Origin of the sequence: Pseudarthrobacter sp. YAF2 (assembly GCF_052113345.1) — a bacterium.
In the GTDB taxonomy this organism is placed as follows: Bacteria; Actinomycetota; Actinomycetes; order Actinomycetales; family Micrococcaceae; genus Arthrobacter.
In genome coordinates, this window is sequence record NZ_JBFRDA010000014.1 from 129,749 (window position 1) to 146,069 (window position 16,321).

Sequence of the window (16,321 nt, forward strand, 5' to 3'; positions counted from 1 at the left end):
CTCCCGGGGTTTGTCAGCGGTTGACGGAAACTTGCGCCAGCAGTTCCGGGCCCCCGACGTCGAGCCATTTGCCGCCAAGGCGGACACCGGCCGCGAAGAGGCCCAGGCCCAGGAGGATGCCAACAGCCAGGTTGATCCACCCGAACAAGGCACTGCCCGTAACAGTTTGTGCCACCAGCAGGGCTGCCTCGGGGAGCACCAGGACCAGCAGGACCAGCATGCCCACGAACTGCACCGCCAGGGTCTGCCCGACGTTCCCGGGCGGCTTCTTGAACGGGCTGTCGCCGGGCAGCGGAACCGTAACCGTGTACCGGGCCGATACCACCGAGGACAAGCCCAGGCCGCTGAAGAGGATCCCCAGGCTGAGCCCCAACTGGCCGGGCAAGACAGCCCAGTCACGGCTCAGCGCAGCGGCCCCTGCCGCGAACACCAAGACCACCGGCAGGGCGAACACAAGGCAGGCAAGGGACCGGCCCAGCCTGTCCGCCAGGCCGCGGACCCCGATGGCCACGTGCAGGGCGAACGCGGTGTTGTCGTAGGACACGTCCGCGGAGATGGACCAGGCAAGGATAAAAGCCGACACCGGGGCAAGGAACGCCACGCTCCCGTAGTGTCCTGTCTGCGCACCCTGGAACAGCAGGATCACGGGCAGCAGCGGGATCACCACAAGGGAACCCGAGTACCGCGGGTCCCGGAGCCAGTAGGTGAGGGACCTCGCCATCACGGCGCCTGCCGGGGTGGGCGGAAGCACGCCGAGCAGCCCAAGGCGGCCGCCTTTCCGTTTGCCTGCACCGGCATACGGCGGGGTGACGAGCGCCCTCTCCAGCAGGAGCTTCCAGCACCAGGCCAGGCCGGCAAGGACCGCCACCGACACCAGCAGCTTCACGGCAGCCTCACCCGGGCGGCCGGCAGCGACGTCACCGCCAAGCGCCCACGGCGCGCCGAGCGGAGTCCAGGACAGGGTCCCGGCGAAATCGGGCAGGAATCCGGTGGAGGCAGAAATCCCGCGGCCGACGCCCGCCACGATGGGACCGAGCAGGACCAGCGGCACCATGAAGGCGATGGCGCTGATGTCCTTGAACCGCCGGGACGCGGCGAGGCCCGCCGTGGCGGTGGTGACAACCTTGGCCAGCACGACGCACGTCATCACGCCCAGGCACGCGCCGACGAGGGCCGCGAAGGCCGACAGGACACCGCGGGACCAGGTGGCCACGGTGGCCAGGGCAACGAGGGCGGTGGCAAGGCCCGGGATGCCGATCAGGCCACCCAGGGCAAGGCCAGCCAGGAGCTGCTTCATGGGGATTGCATAAGTAGTGAAGCGGGCCGGATCCAGGGTCATGTCCGTGGCGGAGGCCACCACAGGTATGACGCCCCAGCCGAGCACGGCGGCGGAGCCGCCCAGGACCACGGCCGTGTGGGCGGTTCCGATGCCGGCGTTTCGGAGCAGGACGAGGGCGATGACGAGCGTGGCCACCACGCCCAGCGCATAGAGCCCCGCGATGGCCATGCCCACCAGCTGCCACGGGCTGCGGCGCAGTCCGTTGCGCAGCAGCGTGAGCTTGAGCCTCAGAAGGTGCGCAACCATTCCAGCCCTTCCGTGTGGCTGTGGCCGCCCACCAGTTGCACGAACCGGTCCTCGAGGGACGCCCCTGCCCGGACCTCGTCCACCGTCCCAGCTGCCAGGAGCCGGCCGCGGGCCACCACGGCAACGTGGTCGCACATGCGCTGCACCAGGTCCATCACGTGGCTGGACACCATGACGGTGCCTCCCGACGCCACGTACCGGTCCAGGATGGAGCGGATATTGGCTGCGGAGATTGGGTCCACGGCTTCGAAGGGTTCGTCCAGGACCAGGACCCGCGGGGCGTGGATCATGGCGGAGGCAAGGGCGATTTTCTTGGTCATGCCGGCGGAGTAATCCACCACCAGGGTCCCGGCGTCCTGGGTCAGGTCCATTGCGGCGAGCAGCTCCCCCACCCGCGCAGCCACCACTGCCTTGTCCATGCCACGCAGCAACCCGGCGTAGGTAATGAGCTGCTCTCCGGTGAGCCGGTCAAAGAGCCGCACGCCGTCGGGCAGGATCCCCATCAGCCGCTTTGCCTCCAGCGGGTGCTGCCAGACGTCCACGCCATGGACCACCGCCGTGCCAAAGTCAGGGCGCAACAGGCCCGTGGCCATGGACAGTGTGGTGGTCTTGCCCGCGCCGTTGGGGCCCACGATGCCGAAGAATGAGCCTGCCGGAGCTTCCAGGCTGATGCCGTCCACCGCTATTTTTCCGCCGAACCTCTTGGCCAGCCCGCGGATGGAAAGGGCCGCAACGGGCCCTGGATTGGACACCTGGTCTGGGATCGGAGCAGTCATGGTGCCAGCCTAGCCCGCGGAGCGGCGCTGAGCGGGGTGGGAGACTATCGTCATGGACATCGCGTTGGGCCTGCTGGTGATCGTTGCCGTGGTGTGCGCCGGCAGCGCCATCGGCCGCAGATTCAATATCCCCGTGCCGCTGCTGCTGATCCTGGCCGGAGTGGCGGCCTCGTTCCTGCCTTTCATTCCACCCGTTGAGCTGAATCCCGAACTGGTGCTGGTGGGCTTGCTGCCTCCCCTGCTGTACGCGGCCTCGTTCCGGACGTCGCTGTTCGACTTCAGTTCGAACCGCCGTTCCATTGGCTTGTTGTCCGTGGGATACGTCATCTTCGGCACCGTGGCCGTCGGCTTGGTGGTGTGGTGGCTGTTTCCGGAAATCCCGCTGGCCGCAGCCATTGCCTTGGGCGCAGTGGTGGCACCCCCGGATGCCGTGGCCGCGACGGCGATCGCCCGGAAAGTGGGCATGCCCCGGCGGATCGTCAACATCCTCGAGGGTGAATCCCTACTCAACGATGCCACGGCGCTGGTATGCCTGCGCGCGGCCGTGGCTGCGATCGCCGGATCCGTCTCGGCCCTGGATGTGGCGGGGGGTTTCGTGCTGGCTGCCGGCGGCGGCCTGGTGGTGGGCCTCGCCGCAGCGTACCTCCTCACGGAAATCCGGAAGCGGATCAGCAACGTCGCCATCAACACCTCGGCGTCGCTGATGGCACCGTTCGTTGCGTTCCTCCCCGCCGAAGCCATCCACGCGTCCGGGGTGCTCGCCGTCGTCGTCACCGGCCTGGTCATGGGCACCAAAGCGCCATCCATGCCCAACGGCGCGGCGCGGCAAAGTGCCCGGAGCAACTGGGACACCGTGCAGTTCCTGCTGGAGAACTCTGTGTTCCTGCTCATCGGCCTGCAGGTACGGACCATCATCGACAGCGTCCAGGATGATTCGCTGGGTGCAGGCCGTGTGTGGCTCGGCTGCGCCGTGATCCTGCTGGCCGTGCTGGTGCTGCGCCCCATCTGGGTATTCCCCGCCACCTACCTGCCGCGCCTTATCCCTTCCGTGCGGCGGACCGATCCCGCACCGCCCTGGCAATTTCCCGCCATCGTGTCCTGGGCAGGCATGCGGGGCGTGGTCACCCTGGCCGCCGTCCTGACGCTGCCGGATGGCCTGGAGCACCGCAACGTCCTGGTCCTGGCGGCCATGGTAGTGGTGGCCGGTACCTTGGTGCTGCAGGGATTCACGCTGCCCGCCCTGGTCCGGGCCCTGCGCGTGCCCGGACCGGACAGGCGGGAGGATGCCTTGAACCAGGCCTCCCTGATGCAGCTCGCCACCGCCGCGGGGATGGAGCGGCTGGACCAATTGCGGCGCGAGAGCGATCCCCCGGAGGTCATGGACATGCTGCGGCGGCGGACGCAGGAGCGGGGCCTGGCAGCCTGGGAACGCCTGGGCCGGCCGACGGCGGAGTCAGCCACGCCCAGCCAGCGCTACGCCCAGCTGCGGATGGCAATGCTTGAAGCGGAACGGGACAAGGTCCTGGAGCTGCGCCGCGGCGGTGACTTCGCCCATGAAGTCCTCAGCGAAGTCCTCGAACGGCTGGATATTGAAGAGTCCATGCTGGACGCTTCCCTCAACGAGCTCGATTCCGCCACGGATTCCGGCGGCGGCGAGGGATTGGCCCAGCCAGGCGGCGTCTGCGACCATCTGACGGCGGCCATGCTGTCCCCGGTCCCCGGCAACCCGTCCTGCGCAGGCTGCGAACGGGAGGGGACAACACCGGTGCACCTGCGCATGTGCCTGGCGTGCGGGCAGGTGGGCTGCTGCGACTCGTCCGCGGGGCGGCACGCCAGCCGCCACTTCAAGGAAACCGGGCACCCGGTCATGCGTAGCATCGAACCCGGCGAACAGTGGCGTTGGTGCTACGTGGATGACCTGCTGGGCTGACCTGCGCAGGACCCGGGCTCGCGGTCAACGGAGGATGGCCCGTGGTGGCCCTGCCGGTTGTCCATTGGCTCTGGCGGCCATCAGAAGGAGCGCCGCGGCACTGCGCGCTCGTACTGGGGCGGCCAGGGGATGTCGTAGCCGAGTTCGAAGGCCGCGCGCAGCCACCAGTGCGGGTCCCGGAGGGCCGCCCGGGCGATGAAGACACCATCCGCCTGTCCGGTGGCAATGGCGTGCTCCGCCTGGCCCGGGGTGGTCAGGAGTCCCACCGTGCCGGTGGCCACTCCGGCCTCTTGCCTGATGGCCGCAGAAAATCCCGTTTGGTAGCCAAGCCCCGGTTTGATCTGCTGGTGCGCCACTGCCCCGCCGCTGGAAACATCCACCAGGTCCACGCCGTGAGCGGCGGCTTCACGGGCCAGGCGGACCGAAGCCGCCTGGTCCACCCCGCCGGGCGCCCAGTCGGTGGCCGAGATCCGCAGCAGCAACGGCATGGAATCGGGAATCACGGCCCGGACGGCGTCGACCACCGCAATTGTCAGCCGGTTTCGGCCGGCTTCGTCACCGCCCCATTCGTCGTCGCGCTCGTTGATCAGCGGGCTCTGGAACTGGTGCAGGAGATAGCCGTGCGCTGCGTGGATCTCCACGGTGTCAAAGCCGGCGTCCACGGCGCGTACCGCGGCGGCGGCGAAGTCGGAAATGACATCCTGGATTTGGTGGACGGTCATGGCGGCAGGGGCCGCGTAGCCCTCGAAGGCGGTTTCCGACGGGCCCAGGGTCGCCCAGCCGCCCTCAGGTTCCGGAACGCTGCCGTGCTTGCCGGAGAACGGCCAATACGTGGAGGCCTTCCGGCCGGCGTGGGCCAGCTGGACGCCGATTTTGGCATCGGAGGCGCCGTTCCGGTGGACGAAGGAGGTGATCCGCTGCCAGGCCCCGGCCTGCGCGTCGTTGTACAAGCCTGCATCGCGGGGGCTGATCCGGCCCTCGGCGTTGACGGCCGCCGCCTCCGTGAGGATCAGCGCCGCGCCACCGGTGGCAAAGCCGCCCAGGTGGACCAGGTGCCAGTCGTTTGGAACCCCCGGACCGTCGTCGGGATCGCAGCTGTACTGGCACATGGGCGAAACCCAGCCCCGGTGCTTCAGCTCCAGCGACCTCAACGTCAGCGGCTGGAACAGGGCGGGCACTAGAACAGCACCCGTGCGAGCGCCTGGCGCGCCTTGGCCACGCGCTCGTCTGCCGCGCCCACCACGTCGAACAGTTCCAGGAGCCGGACGCGCACTGTTTCCCGCTCCGGGCCGAAGTTCCTGCCGATGAACGCCACCAGGCGGTTCAGGGCATCCTCCACGTGGCCCCCGGCCACATCGAGGTCAGCAACGGCAAGCTGGGTGTCAAGATTGTCCGGTTCGTTCGCCGCCCGGGCGCGAAGCGCCTCGCTGTCCTGGGCGGACAACGGTTGCAGCCGGCCCATCAGTTCCACCTGCGCCAGCCCGGCCTTCGCCTCGTGGTCCGCTGGCATTTCCCGCAATGCCTGGCGGTAGGCCTCAGCGGCGGCGGCGTAGTCGCCGGCTTCAATGGCGTCGAAAGCGGCCTGGTGCAGCGGCGGCAGCGGCGCGGGTTCCTGTTCGCCGGCCGGTCCGCCGTCGAGGCTTCCGGTCACCCCGTTGGCGGCGGCCACTTTAAGGAGCTCGTCGAACAGGCTGCGCACCTGCTGTTCGTCCGCTGCGCCCTGGAAAAGCGGCACGGGCTGCCCTTTGAGGACGGCGACGGCGGTGGGGACGGCCTGCACCTGGAAGGCCTGGGCAAGCTGCGGGAAGGCTTCGATGTCCGCGGCGCCCAGGACCAGGCGGCCGCCGAAGGAGGCCACCACGCGCTCAAGGGTCTCCAGCATCCTGCCGGACTCCGGGGAATACGACGCCCACAAGGCAAACACCACGGGAACCTGGGCGGAGAGTTCCACCAGTTGCTGGAAGTTCGCTTCGGTGACGTTGACCGTAAGCTCCGGTCCGCCTTCCGGTGCCCCCTGGCCGGGCGCCGGCGCAGGGCTCGACGAGGCCGCCGGCGGTCCGGCAGGTGCCACAGGGCCGGCGGGAGCAGCGGGCCGCTTCAGTGCGGAAAGGTCGACGGCGCCGCGCAGGTTAAGCAGGTTGGCAGCGGCGGGAGGGACTGGGCGGGAAGCTGGCGAACTCATGTTTCCCACTCTAGCCACTCCGGCCGCTGCCGGTGGTAATACAGTCAGGGGCCTACTTGAAGCTGGCTCCCACCAGGCCGCGGGTGGCAGCCACGAGCTTCATCGGGTCCGTCGATCCGGCCGGCGGCACGTAGACGGCCATGGATTCAGCGAAGCTCAGGACCATGCCGGTGGTGGTTTCCTTGCCGCCGGCAAGGGCCGCGGCGTCGTCACCGATGCTGAGCTTGTCCCCGGCAGCCTTGGGGGTTCCTTCGAAGCCGAAATTGATCCGGCCAAGGACGAGTGCTCCGCCGTCAGAGGTACGGAATACGACGGTGCTTTCCGGCACCACCTTGTGGGTGAACGAGAAGTTGCCGTTCTCGCCGGCCTTCACCACCTCTGCCTGATAGGACAAGGTGTCAGTGATGTACGGAGAGGACGAGCCCTCCACCAGTTTGTCCTTGAAAGGCGAGTCCGCGGAGGTGAGCCTGTCGGCCAGGCCGGACATGGCTTCCTCACCGCTGTACAGCAGCCCGTACTTGTCAGATGGCGCCAAGGTCTGCGTACCGCCGCGGCCGAGGGTCGGGAGCGTCGTGCCCGGCTGCAGGGGGGTGGTCTCCATCAGCTTGTAGTTCTCGCGAGGGGACTTCTGGACCAGCGTCAGGATTTGCGGGACCACGTTGCCCTCGCCCTGGGTCACGGCCAGCACCGACCGCGGCCAGTCACGGCCGCTGGTGATCACCGTGGTCAGCAGCTTGGTGGAGCGGACAGGCATGCGGGGCTCGTACGAGCCGACCTGGGAGCGGATCTTGTAGTTCTGGGTCCGGATCTCAAGTTCGGGACCGGCCACGCGGTCGCCAAGCTTCGCCGCATCCTTGGCAGCATCGCCGGCATCGGTGGCGCTGGAGACCTGCTCAAGGATCCTGCGGAATTGGGCTTCAAGCACAACCGGAGAGCCGGTTCCGTCCTTGGCCGCCGGTGACGACGCACTGCCTGAAGGCTGCGGGCTGGGGCTGGCGGCCTGGGCCGCGGTGCCGGATCCTGCCAGGACCACCGCCGCCACACCTGCGGCCACCATGGTGGCCTTGGTTGAGGACTGCGCCTGGGAACGGGCGCGGGCACGCCGGGCGTAGCCGCTGCCGCCGCCTTCGCCGTCCTGCGTCCGCGCGGACATCAATCCCAGCACGATTCCGCCCACCACCAGCAATCCGCCGATGACCATCAGCGGAACCGCCCACGGGGTGGACGTATCGTTCGGGAAGGTCATGGACACCGAAGCGGGGGCCGCTTTGGTGCCGTCAGAGGCAAGCAGGAGGCTCCAGTCGCCGTCAGCAGGCGGGGTCCAGTTGTATTCCAGTTCGCCGCTGGCATTCTCGGTGGACACCCAGAGGTCCGAACCTGCCGGGTTGGGCGCGGTGGCGTCGCCGTCGGCGTGCTCGACCTGGAGGGACTTGCCGTCCTCGGAAACCCCGTTGATGGTGTTGTGGGCCGTCTGGCCGACCCAGGCGCTGACGTCATCTGGCCGGCCGGTTGCCAGCATGAAGTTGCCATCGCCCTGGACCGAGATCTTGACGGTTCCGCCGTGCAGTGTGCGCAGCTTCTGGTCAATGACAGTCAGCGGCGCCGCAGCGGCGTCTGCCGGGGCGGACGCCGTGAACGTCTCGGACGGAGCCCAGATGGTTCGCTGGCCGATACCGGCCAAAAGTGTCAGGAGGCCGAGCAGCACAAGTGCGGCTGCAGTCTTTAAACGCAAGGGAAACACCTATCATCAGCGGGGGTTTACCTTCAATAGTAACCTTTTTGTTACCACGGGCCCCGAATCCACCGTCCCGCCCGGCAGCCCGCGGGCCCGCCGGCGGCGCCTTCGGCGGTTGTTGACAAGCCTGCTGATAGTGTTTGCGATGATGATCACACCGGCCCGCGAAGGCGGTGCCACGCACGGAACAGGCCCCAAAAACCAGTGACTGACAAGACGGACCCGTCCTCCCCGGCAGCCGAAAATTCCGGGATTCCGGGCAGGCCTGTCCCAGCCCCGGCTCCCCAGGGCATGGCAGCCGCCCGACGCCGGGGCACCGCCGCGGCAGCTCTTGGCCAGGTGGTCCGCAGGCTCCGCCAGCCGTTGCCCGGCGCGCAGCCCAGGCTCCGATTCGAAATGCCGCCCGAGTACGGCGGCCAGGCTCCCGAGACGGAGTACGACGGCGAGGACGAGCCGCAGTTCGGGCATCCCGGGCCGCGCATGTCCCCCCAGCACCCGTTGTACATGGGGTTCATGGGAACGGTGGGCGTGGGCCTGGCGCTGCTGGTCTACTGGATTGGTTCCCACACCACGCAACTGCTGCTGTGGATTGTTGCCGCCCTGTTCATCGCCCTCGGCCTGGAACCGGTGGTGGGCTGGCTCGAGAACCGGAAGATCCCGCGGCCCGCCGGAATCCTCGTGTCCGTGGCCGTCCTGATGGGCGCCGTCGTCGGATTCTTCGCCACCCTGATTCCCACCATCGTTGAACAGGTGTCAGAGATCGTGCGCCAGGCACCGGACTGGGTGCGCACCTTCATGGATTCGGATTTCTTCCGCAGCGTCGATGACCAGTTCGGCGTCAGGGACCGCATTACAGAGGAACTCAACAAGTTCGTTAACGATCCCGCGGCCATGGGCGGAATTTTCGGCGGCGTTGTCGGGTTCGGTTCAACCCTGGCCAACAGCCTTTTCGGTACCCTCATCGTGCTGGTCCTGAGCCTGTACTTCCTGGCGGCCCTGCCGGCCATGAAGAAGTGGGGCTACCGCCTGGCCCCGCGGTCGCGCCGGAAGCGGGTGGCCGCCCTTTCGGAGGAAATCACCCGGTCGGTGGGCAACTATGTCATCGGCCAGGCCTGCGTGGCCCTGCTCAACGCAACCTTCGCGTTCATCGTGATGTCCATTGTCGGCGTACCGTTCGCCCTGCTCCTGGCCTTCGTGGTGGTTTTGCTCGCCTTCATTCCCCTGGTGGGCGGCATGATCGCGGGCATCGTGGTGACCCTGGTGTCCCTCACCCAGGGCTGGCAGACGGCCGCGGTCTACGCGATCTGCTACTTCGCCTACCTGCAGTTCGAGGCCTACTTCATCTCGCCGCGCATTATGCAGAAGGCAGTGGCGGTCCCGGGCGCCGTGGCGGTGATTTCGGTCATCGCCGGCGGCAGCCTGCTGGGCGTCCTGGGCGCCCTGATCGCGATCCCCACCGCGGCAGCCGTGCTGCTCCTGCTCCGGGAAATCTACATCGCACGCCAGGACCAGCACTAAGGAGGGCCCGGCGCCGGGATCAACCCGGCGCGCCCTCAAGCCCCGGCAGCCGCCGTCGGGCCGTCCCATTCCTGCGGAAGCGGTGTTGCCGCCCCACCGGAGGTGACCGTGGCGACGATATCGTTCAGGACCCGTGCGGCGTACTTCTCCCCCACCCACAGATGCTTGGCGCCGGCCACGCCCGCGACGTGCGCCTGCGGCACCAGGCTGAAGCGCTCAGCGGCCTCGGCCGGCTGCAGGAAATCATCGTGCTCCGGCACCAGGACGGTGAGGGGCTTGCCGGATTCCGCCCATTGCTGCAGGTGCTTGTCGGTGGCGCGGTGCAGCGGGGGCGACAGCAGCACTGCACCCTCGATCTGGCCGGCCACCGGCTCAACAGCCCCGTACATCAGCGCCAGTTCCGTTCCAAAGGACCAGCCCACCAGCCAGCGGTTGGGCAACCCGCGCTCGACGGCGAAACGCACGGCCGCCTCGACGTCGTTCCGTTCTCCAATACCTTCCTCGAAGCCGCCGCTGCTGGTGCCGCGGGGGGAGGCGGTGCCGCGGGTGTTGAACCGGAGGACGGCGATGCCGGCCAGCGCCGGAAGCCGGTAGGAGGCCTTGCGGTAGACGTGGGAATCCATGAATCCGCCGTGCGTGGGCAGCGGGTGCAGGGTAATGAGCGTGGCCTTGACCGGCCCGGTCTCGGGAAGGGCAAGTTCGCCCACCAGGGTGTGGCCGTCCTCCGTCTGCAACTCGATGTTCTCCCGCCGGGCGGGCAGGACGGTGGAGGCCCGGATGGGAGCGGGCCCCTGGGCCTGGGTGAACTGGAACGACGCCGGATCAAAAGTCATGATTTCCAGCTTAGCGACCACCGGGCTCCCGGACGGGTCGGATGCGCGGGGCCGGCGCCGGCGCGCTCAGCGGTAACGGTAGCTGCGGGACATCCAGCAGTTGGTGTGCCAGTGCCGCCGCTCGGCGAGGCCGGCCGCCGCCCCGAAAAGGTGGTCATCCTTCCAGACCACCAGGTGCGCAACGCCGGGCAGGACGGCGGTGGAGCACTCAGGGCAAATGTAGGTCTTCTCCGCGTTTTTGGCGGTCATGGTACGGACCATCCATTCCCCATCCGGGGCGCTCTCACGGCGTGCGATGCCCGCCCGGGCCCGTTCCAGGTCGAGTTCGGGGACCTCCTGGCCGTTGCGCCCCGTTCCCCGTCCAGATGAGCCCTTTCCGGAAACTGGACGGCGGGGACGGTTCGAACGCGGCATGCATCCATTCTGCCCCAGCCACCCGCCCGCTGCCGCCTCCGCACGGGCCTGGCCGGCCGTCGTCGGCATGGCCACTGCGGTCCACGCGATAGTCTGTACGGCGTGCGACTTGTCATAGCCCATTGCTCCGTTGATTACGTTGGCCGGCTCAAAGCCCACCTTCCCCTCGCCACCAGGCTCCTGCTGGTCAAGGCAGACGGCTCGGTGCTGGTGCATTCCGACGGCGGTTCCTACAAGCCGCTGAACTGGATGAGCCCGCCGGCCACGCTCCGGGTTTCATCCCCCGACGAGGTGGACCTGGAACTTGGCGTGGTGGAGCAATGGACCGTGCAGTCGGCTAAAACCGATGACCGGCTCATCATCAACATCCACGAGAAGATCACCGAATCCTCCCACGACCTCGGGGTGGACCCCGGGCTGATCAAGGACGGGGTCGAGGCCGACCTGCAGCGGCTGCTCGCCGAGCAGATAGAGACGCTGGGCGAGGGATATTCGCTGATCCGGCGCGAGTACTTCACGGCGATCGGACCGGTGGACATCCTGGCCCGTGACGCGGACGGCGCCACCGTGGCCGTGGAACTGAAGCGGCGCGGTGATATCGACGGCGTGGAGCAGCTGACGAGGTACCTGGAACTGCTCAACCGCGATCCCCTGCTGGCACCGGTCCGCGGGATTTTTGCGGCCCAGCAGATCAAGCCACAGGCCAAAGTCCTCGCCAACGACCGCGGCATTGCCTGCGTCACGCTGGACTATGACGCCATGCGCGGCGTGGACGACAGCGAATCCCGGCTTTTCTGACCTAATGTCCCGTTGCTTCGGGCACCTAATGAATGGTGTGAAAACCTTGGGCCTCATTGTCACGTGGTTTTTACCCAAAATTTTATGGAATTTGCTGTTCAGCCCGTTGACCTGCGGGAATGGGCATGAAATTCTTGTCTCAGTCTTTGTGTAGGTGTTTTTCATGCTCGCAAGACATGTTGCGAGCGCGAAGCTCCTGCAGCGCCGGACCTTTTCGGGCAAGGCAATCCAGGATTCTTCTCGCGGAGTGACCAAGGTCGGCACGAGGTGTGCCGGTCTTAAAAAGTTCCACAATGAGGAGAAATAAATGGCACAGGGAACCGTGAAGTGGTTCAACGCTGAAAAGGGCTTCGGCTTCATCACCCCGGATGACTCCGACGGCGATGTCTTCGTTCACTACTCCGAGATCCAGACCGGCGGCTTCAAGACCCTCGACGAGAACCAGCGCGTTCAGTTCGAGATCGGCCAGGGCGCCAAGGGTCCCCAGGCTACCGGCGTAACGCTGGTCTAGTCAGCCTGCCCGGCCGCCCCGCGGCCGTCAGCGGCATAATGATCCCCGGCAGGAATGCCGGGGATCATTTTTTGTCTGCGCCTTTTTTGTTCAGCAGGACCGGCGCCTTTTGTTCAGCAGGACCGGCGCCGGCTGGCTCCCTCTCTCAGGTGACCAGTTTGCGGACCAGGCGTGCGCCCTGGGCAAGCGAGAGGCCGGGGAGGTAGGCCCGGGTCAGGGCCCTGCCAATGGCCGGCAGGTGGAGCGGATCCTGGTAATACAGATAAAGCGCACGGTACTCCGGCTTGAACCGGGATTTGAACGCTGCCAGCGAGCGGAAGCCGTAGACCGGCTCAAGCGCGTGACCCACCAGGTCCAGGATGCGCACCAGGTTTTGTGCCCCTTCGTCCGTAGTGCCGGCGTCCTCCCCTGCGTCGCCCGGCCCGGTCTCTTCCTCCGGCCGGCTGGCCAACGGCGACCCGGACAGGGAGATCACGTCCACCGAGTCCTTGAGCTCCAGGACAGCGGAAGCAATCAGGAATTCCATTACGCCCGGGAATCCCTCGCTGCCGCGGCGCATTACGTCAAGCGTCCTGCTGACCAGCCGCCCGCCGTCGTACACGGGAAGCCAACTGGTCACCCCGTGGACGGTACCGGCGCCGTCCACGGCCAGGCAGCACAGCACCTCTTCGTCGTCGAGCTCGTCCACTCCGCCAAGCGTGAAGCCCATTTCCGGAACGGACTTCCCAGCCGCCCATTCCTCCGACACTTCGTTGAGCCGGGATCGCAGGGCCGCAGGCAGTGAATGGTAAGAGCCCCACACGGCCTGGACGCCAAGCTTCGACGCACGGTTCAGGGCTGTCCGGACGTTCTGCCACTCCTTGCCCTTGAACTCGAGTTCATTAAGCCTCAGCCGTGTCTCCTGTGCCACTGCCACCCGCGAGAAGCCCCGCTCCCGCAACGCCGGCCAGAGGGTGTCGTCACAAGAATAGAGCGCCGGGATCAGCGCCTGGGCGCGGCAGTAGTCAAGGAATCCTTCGGTCACCCGTTGCTCGGCGCGGCGGTCGCCCAGGGCGCCGCCCAGGGTCAGGGCCACGGTCCCGTGCTGCTGGAACGCCATGGCGCCGTCGCCGTCCGGGCTGAACCAGTACGTGTTGGGCTCCCACAGCGCCATCCAGGACAGGGGGCCGCCGCCCCGGTGAAGCAGCTCGCGGGCACGGACCCGGTCCTGGCGGCCGAAGTCGAGGCCGTGATGCCGCCCGACGAGAACCCACCACACAGCCACCAGGGCGACAATCCAGAACACCGGGCCGGAGTAGGCGAAGAGCAGCGTCTCTGCGCTGTCCCGTTCCGCGAAGACACGGCGGAAATGCTGCGGGATAGGTACCGGCACGTACTGCCGCGCCAATTCGGCGAAGAGCCCCAGCAGCCCGCCGTCCCGGGCAAGGCCGCCGGACAGGAACCACGCCACGGTGTAGGAGCTGGCCAGGACAAGCCAGGTGCCGCAGACCACCGCCCCGAGCGTCCGCCGTGCGCCGGGCCGGGTCTGGACGCGGAACTGGCGGCGGTTGAGCCACAGGATGACCGCCAGCAGCAGCGGGACGATCACCAGCGGAAGTACGTGGGCGAAGGCCGAGGACAGCGGTGTCGAATGCGTACCCTGCAGGCGTGAGGGGACCAGGGCGAACAGGGCCAGGTAGACAGCCGCGAGTGCCGTCACGGCCAGCTGGATGGCCAGGGCGATGTTGAGGGCCAGGCGGCGGCCGCGGCGCATGCCGTCCGCGCAGATCAGCAGCAGGATGACCGGCACCACTGCCAGCGCCAGGCCGAACGGCCCGGCAAACCCGGCCCTGCCGGTTTCCAGGCACGAAGCGTCCACCGTTGCCCCGCAGTTGAACACCAGCTGGCTGAGCGTCGGCATCGGGCTGAGGACGACGTCGCGCAGCAGCGCCAGCGGGCCGGTGGGGGCCCGGGTGATTCCGGTCAGGATCGGCCCGACGGCGAAGACGGCAACAGTGAGGGCCAGGAGATTCCTGGTCTCACGCCCGGTGGAGCGATGGCGGTGCAGCCGCCCCTGGTCGCCCTGGATCCACCAGCCCGCCAGGAGGCCAAGAAGGGCGCCGATGAGGCCGATCACGGTTTCCGCGTGCCCAACATAGAGGACCAGCAGGATCGACACGGACAGCACCGCGGTCCGGAGCCGCCGCTGCCACAGAAGCGTGATCCGGGCACTGGCCGCCAGGCCCGCGGTCAGGATCGGGGCGTAGGGACCTATCAGGATGTCATCGGCCATTTGATCCAGCCAGCCGTCGCCAACGTACACGGCCACCTGGGTGACCAGGAGGAAGACGGTGACAGCGGCGAACTGGCCGCCGAAAAAGAGTCCGACGGCGGCGCGGCGCCCCAGCTTTCGCTCGGCCAGGCCCAGCAGCAGAATCATCATCAACGAGGCCGTGAGGTAGGCGAGCGGGTTGGTGGCAAAGAACATGCTGGTGAAAAGCGACCACCACTGCCCGGCGCGAAGACCGGGCCCGCTGACCGAGGCAAGTCCCAGGAGGTGCTCCGGCGGCCCGTCCAGGAAGCTGCCCGTCACGGCGGCTGCCGCAAGGAACACCGCCACCACGCCCAGGGTGAACGGCATCGATTTGAGCGCGTCAAGGGTTTGGTGCACTGCCGGACGGCCAACGGTGGCCCACATCAACGCAACCGTGCGGTCCGGTTTTCGGGCGGTCACCATTGCAGCCCCCACTGGCTGCCAAGGAATTGCAGGGCATCCCCGAAGCGCTTTGACGAAGTGTCCCAGGAGTGCCCGGTGCGTTCAACCTCGTGCGCCTGCACCGTGAAGCCGGCGTCCTTGGCGGCGGCGGCGAGCGTATGGAGGTTCCTTACGAACTCCGGATCGTTCTGGCCCGCGGTCAGGTACATGCCGCTGGTATCAAACCGTTGGTGTTTCATGATCTCCAGTGGAGTCTGCTTGATGAAGTCGTCCGGGTTTCCGGGGAAGGCTGCGTCGATGGTCTTTTGCCGCTCCTTGGCGATGGCGGGTTCGGCTTCGCTGGAAAATCCGAGCACGTCCGCATAGATGTCCGGGTGCCTGGTTCCCATCTGGATGGCGCACGTGCCGCCGAAGGAGAATCCACCCACGGCCCAGTGGCGGTGGTTGGTGTCAACGGCCAATGTGGAACTGATCCACCGCGGCACATCCTGCGACAGGTACGTGTCGGCTTTCGCGATCTTGCTGTCCATGCACATGGTGTTGGCGGACTGTGATCCGTTGGGATCCGGGATGACCACCACAGGGGCCACTCCCCCGTGCGCCGCGGCAAACGAATCCATGTGGCCGCGGATTGAACCGCCGGTAAGCCAGTCCGCGGGGCCGCCGGGCTGGCCGGCCACCAGGACGAGCACCGGAAGGGCGGGACGGTTGGCGGCGAAATAGGCCGGCGGGAGGTAGATGTAGGCGTCGCGGTTGCTCATCCCGGACAAGGTTCCCGGGATGGCTGTCTTCCGCAGGACACCGCCGGCGGGCAGGTCCCCGGCGGGCTTCCAGCCCTGGAGCGGCACGCCATCGGATTCGCCGGGGTGCCGCATCAGCTGCTGTTCCAGGACGGGTATCCGGGCAAGCGCGGTTCCCAGCAAGTCGCTGACGGTCCGGTTCAGGCCGAAGTAGGCATTGATTTGGATGGTTGAGAGCAGCATCACCAGCAGCGCCGCAACAATGCCTGTGCTACGGCGGGTCCAGCTGGTCCGCGGCATCCGGAGCAGAGCCAGTACGAGGGCGCTCAGGCCCGGCACCAGCCACAGCAGGACCGTATTCGGGATGTCCTCGGGGAAGACGGTGAGGACGTTGATCAGGATCCAATGGACGGTTGCCACCACGACGAAAGCGGTCGCGACGCCCGCAAGGACCCGGACCGCCCAGGCGCGCACCGGGTAGGCAGGACCATCGCACGCGCGCCAAGGTGGTACCAGGAGGTAGGCCGCACCGCCCAATCCCAATACCAGGACAGTCCCAAACAGGGGGCCGTCCGTAAGCCGGATGTCTGAAAGCCAGTCCACG

13 protein-coding genes are annotated in these 16,321 nt (G+C 67.4%); 4 read left to right on the forward strand and 9 right to left on the reverse strand.

What is annotated here, in order from left to right:
• Positions 1–13 precede the first annotated feature (13 nt).
• Both AB4Y79_RS15405 and AB4Y79_RS15410 read right to left on the reverse strand, forming a co-directional pair.
• A complete protein-coding gene (locus tag AB4Y79_RS15405) occupies positions 14–1,585 on the reverse strand; it encodes a transporter (protein WP_441863469.1) in 1,572 nt (523 codons plus the stop codon).
• Positions 1,567–2,361, reverse strand: coding sequence for an ABC transporter ATP-binding protein (locus tag AB4Y79_RS15410; protein ID WP_441863471.1), 795 nt, complete (start codon positions 2,359–2,361; stop codon positions 1,567–1,569). Before AB4Y79_RS15410 ends, AB4Y79_RS15405 begins: the two co-directional genes overlap by 19 nt.
• A 52-nt stretch (positions 2,362–2,413) precedes the next feature.
• Between AB4Y79_RS15410 and AB4Y79_RS15415 the strand changes: the two genes are divergently transcribed.
• Complete coding sequence (locus AB4Y79_RS15415; RefSeq protein ID WP_441863473.1) at positions 2,414–4,291, forward strand: Na+/H+ antiporter; 1,878 nt, start codon at positions 2,414–2,416, stop codon at positions 4,289–4,291.
• Between the two features lie 80 nt (positions 4,292–4,371).
• Here the strand turns inward: AB4Y79_RS15415 and AB4Y79_RS15420 are convergent, their stop codons facing one another.
• From AB4Y79_RS15420 to AB4Y79_RS15430, 3 genes are read right to left on the reverse strand one after another with little or no spacing between them, the layout of a single operon-like run.
• Positions 4,372–5,469: an NADH:flavin oxidoreductase/NADH oxidase gene (locus tag AB4Y79_RS15420; protein WP_441863475.1), complete on the reverse strand. Its 1,098-nt coding sequence runs from the start codon at positions 5,467–5,469 to the stop codon at positions 4,372–4,374.
• On the reverse strand, positions 5,469–6,473 hold the full coding sequence (locus tag AB4Y79_RS15425; protein ID WP_441863478.1) for a co-chaperone YbbN: 1,005 nt from the start codon (positions 6,471–6,473) through the stop codon (positions 5,469–5,471). The genes AB4Y79_RS15420 and AB4Y79_RS15425 overlap by 1 nt, the downstream gene beginning before the upstream one ends.
• A gap of 52 nt (positions 6,474–6,525) precedes the next feature.
• Entirely contained in the window at positions 6,526–8,178 is a 1,653-nt protein-coding gene (locus tag AB4Y79_RS15430) for a hypothetical protein (protein WP_441863691.1), read from the reverse strand.
• 234 nt (positions 8,179–8,412) lie between these two features.
• Here AB4Y79_RS15430 and AB4Y79_RS15435 point away from each other — a divergent pair, with 234 nt between their 5' ends.
• A complete protein-coding gene (locus tag AB4Y79_RS15435) occupies positions 8,413–9,726 on the forward strand; it encodes an AI-2E family transporter (RefSeq protein ID WP_441863481.1) in 1,314 nt (437 codons plus the stop codon).
• Positions 9,727–9,761: 35 nt separating this feature from the next.
• On the opposite strand, the gene AB4Y79_RS15440 is transcribed toward AB4Y79_RS15435, so the two are convergent.
• Together AB4Y79_RS15440 and AB4Y79_RS15445 are read right to left on the reverse strand one after the other, a co-directional pair.
• Positions 9,762–10,559, reverse strand: a complete 798-nt coding sequence (locus tag AB4Y79_RS15440; protein WP_441863484.1) for an alpha/beta hydrolase — start codon at positions 10,557–10,559, stop codon at positions 9,762–9,764.
• Between the two features lie 66 nt (positions 10,560–10,625).
• Positions 10,626–10,973, reverse strand: coding sequence for an ATP/GTP-binding protein (locus tag AB4Y79_RS15445; RefSeq protein WP_441863487.1), 348 nt, complete (start codon positions 10,971–10,973; stop codon positions 10,626–10,628).
• Positions 10,974–11,075: 102 nt separating this feature from the next.
• Between AB4Y79_RS15445 and nucS the strand changes: the two genes are divergently transcribed.
• On the forward strand, positions 11,076–11,771 hold the full coding sequence (gene nucS / locus AB4Y79_RS15450) for an endonuclease NucS (RefSeq protein WP_026264238.1): 696 nt from the start codon (positions 11,076–11,078) through the stop codon (positions 11,769–11,771).
• 307 nt (positions 11,772–12,078) lie between these two features.
• Positions 12,079–12,282: a cold-shock protein gene (locus AB4Y79_RS15455; RefSeq protein WP_011692441.1), complete on the forward strand. Its 204-nt coding sequence runs from the start codon at positions 12,079–12,081 to the stop codon at positions 12,280–12,282.
• Between the two features lie 145 nt (positions 12,283–12,427).
• Here the strand turns inward: AB4Y79_RS15455 and AB4Y79_RS15460 are convergent, their stop codons facing one another.
• Together AB4Y79_RS15460 and AB4Y79_RS15465 are read right to left on the reverse strand one after the other, a co-directional pair.
• Positions 12,428–14,998 (reverse strand): bifunctional lysylphosphatidylglycerol flippase/synthetase MprF, encoded by a 2,571-nt coding sequence (locus AB4Y79_RS15460; protein ID WP_441863490.1) that lies wholly within the window; start codon positions 14,996–14,998, stop codon positions 12,428–12,430.
• The gene (locus AB4Y79_RS15465; RefSeq protein ID WP_441863493.1) at positions 14,992–16,320 is read right to left on the reverse strand and encodes an alpha/beta hydrolase-fold protein; all 1,329 of its coding nucleotides are present in this window, start codon (positions 16,318–16,320) and stop codon (positions 14,992–14,994) included. Before AB4Y79_RS15465 ends, AB4Y79_RS15460 begins: the two co-directional genes overlap by 7 nt.
• Position 16,321 lies beyond the last annotated feature (1 nt).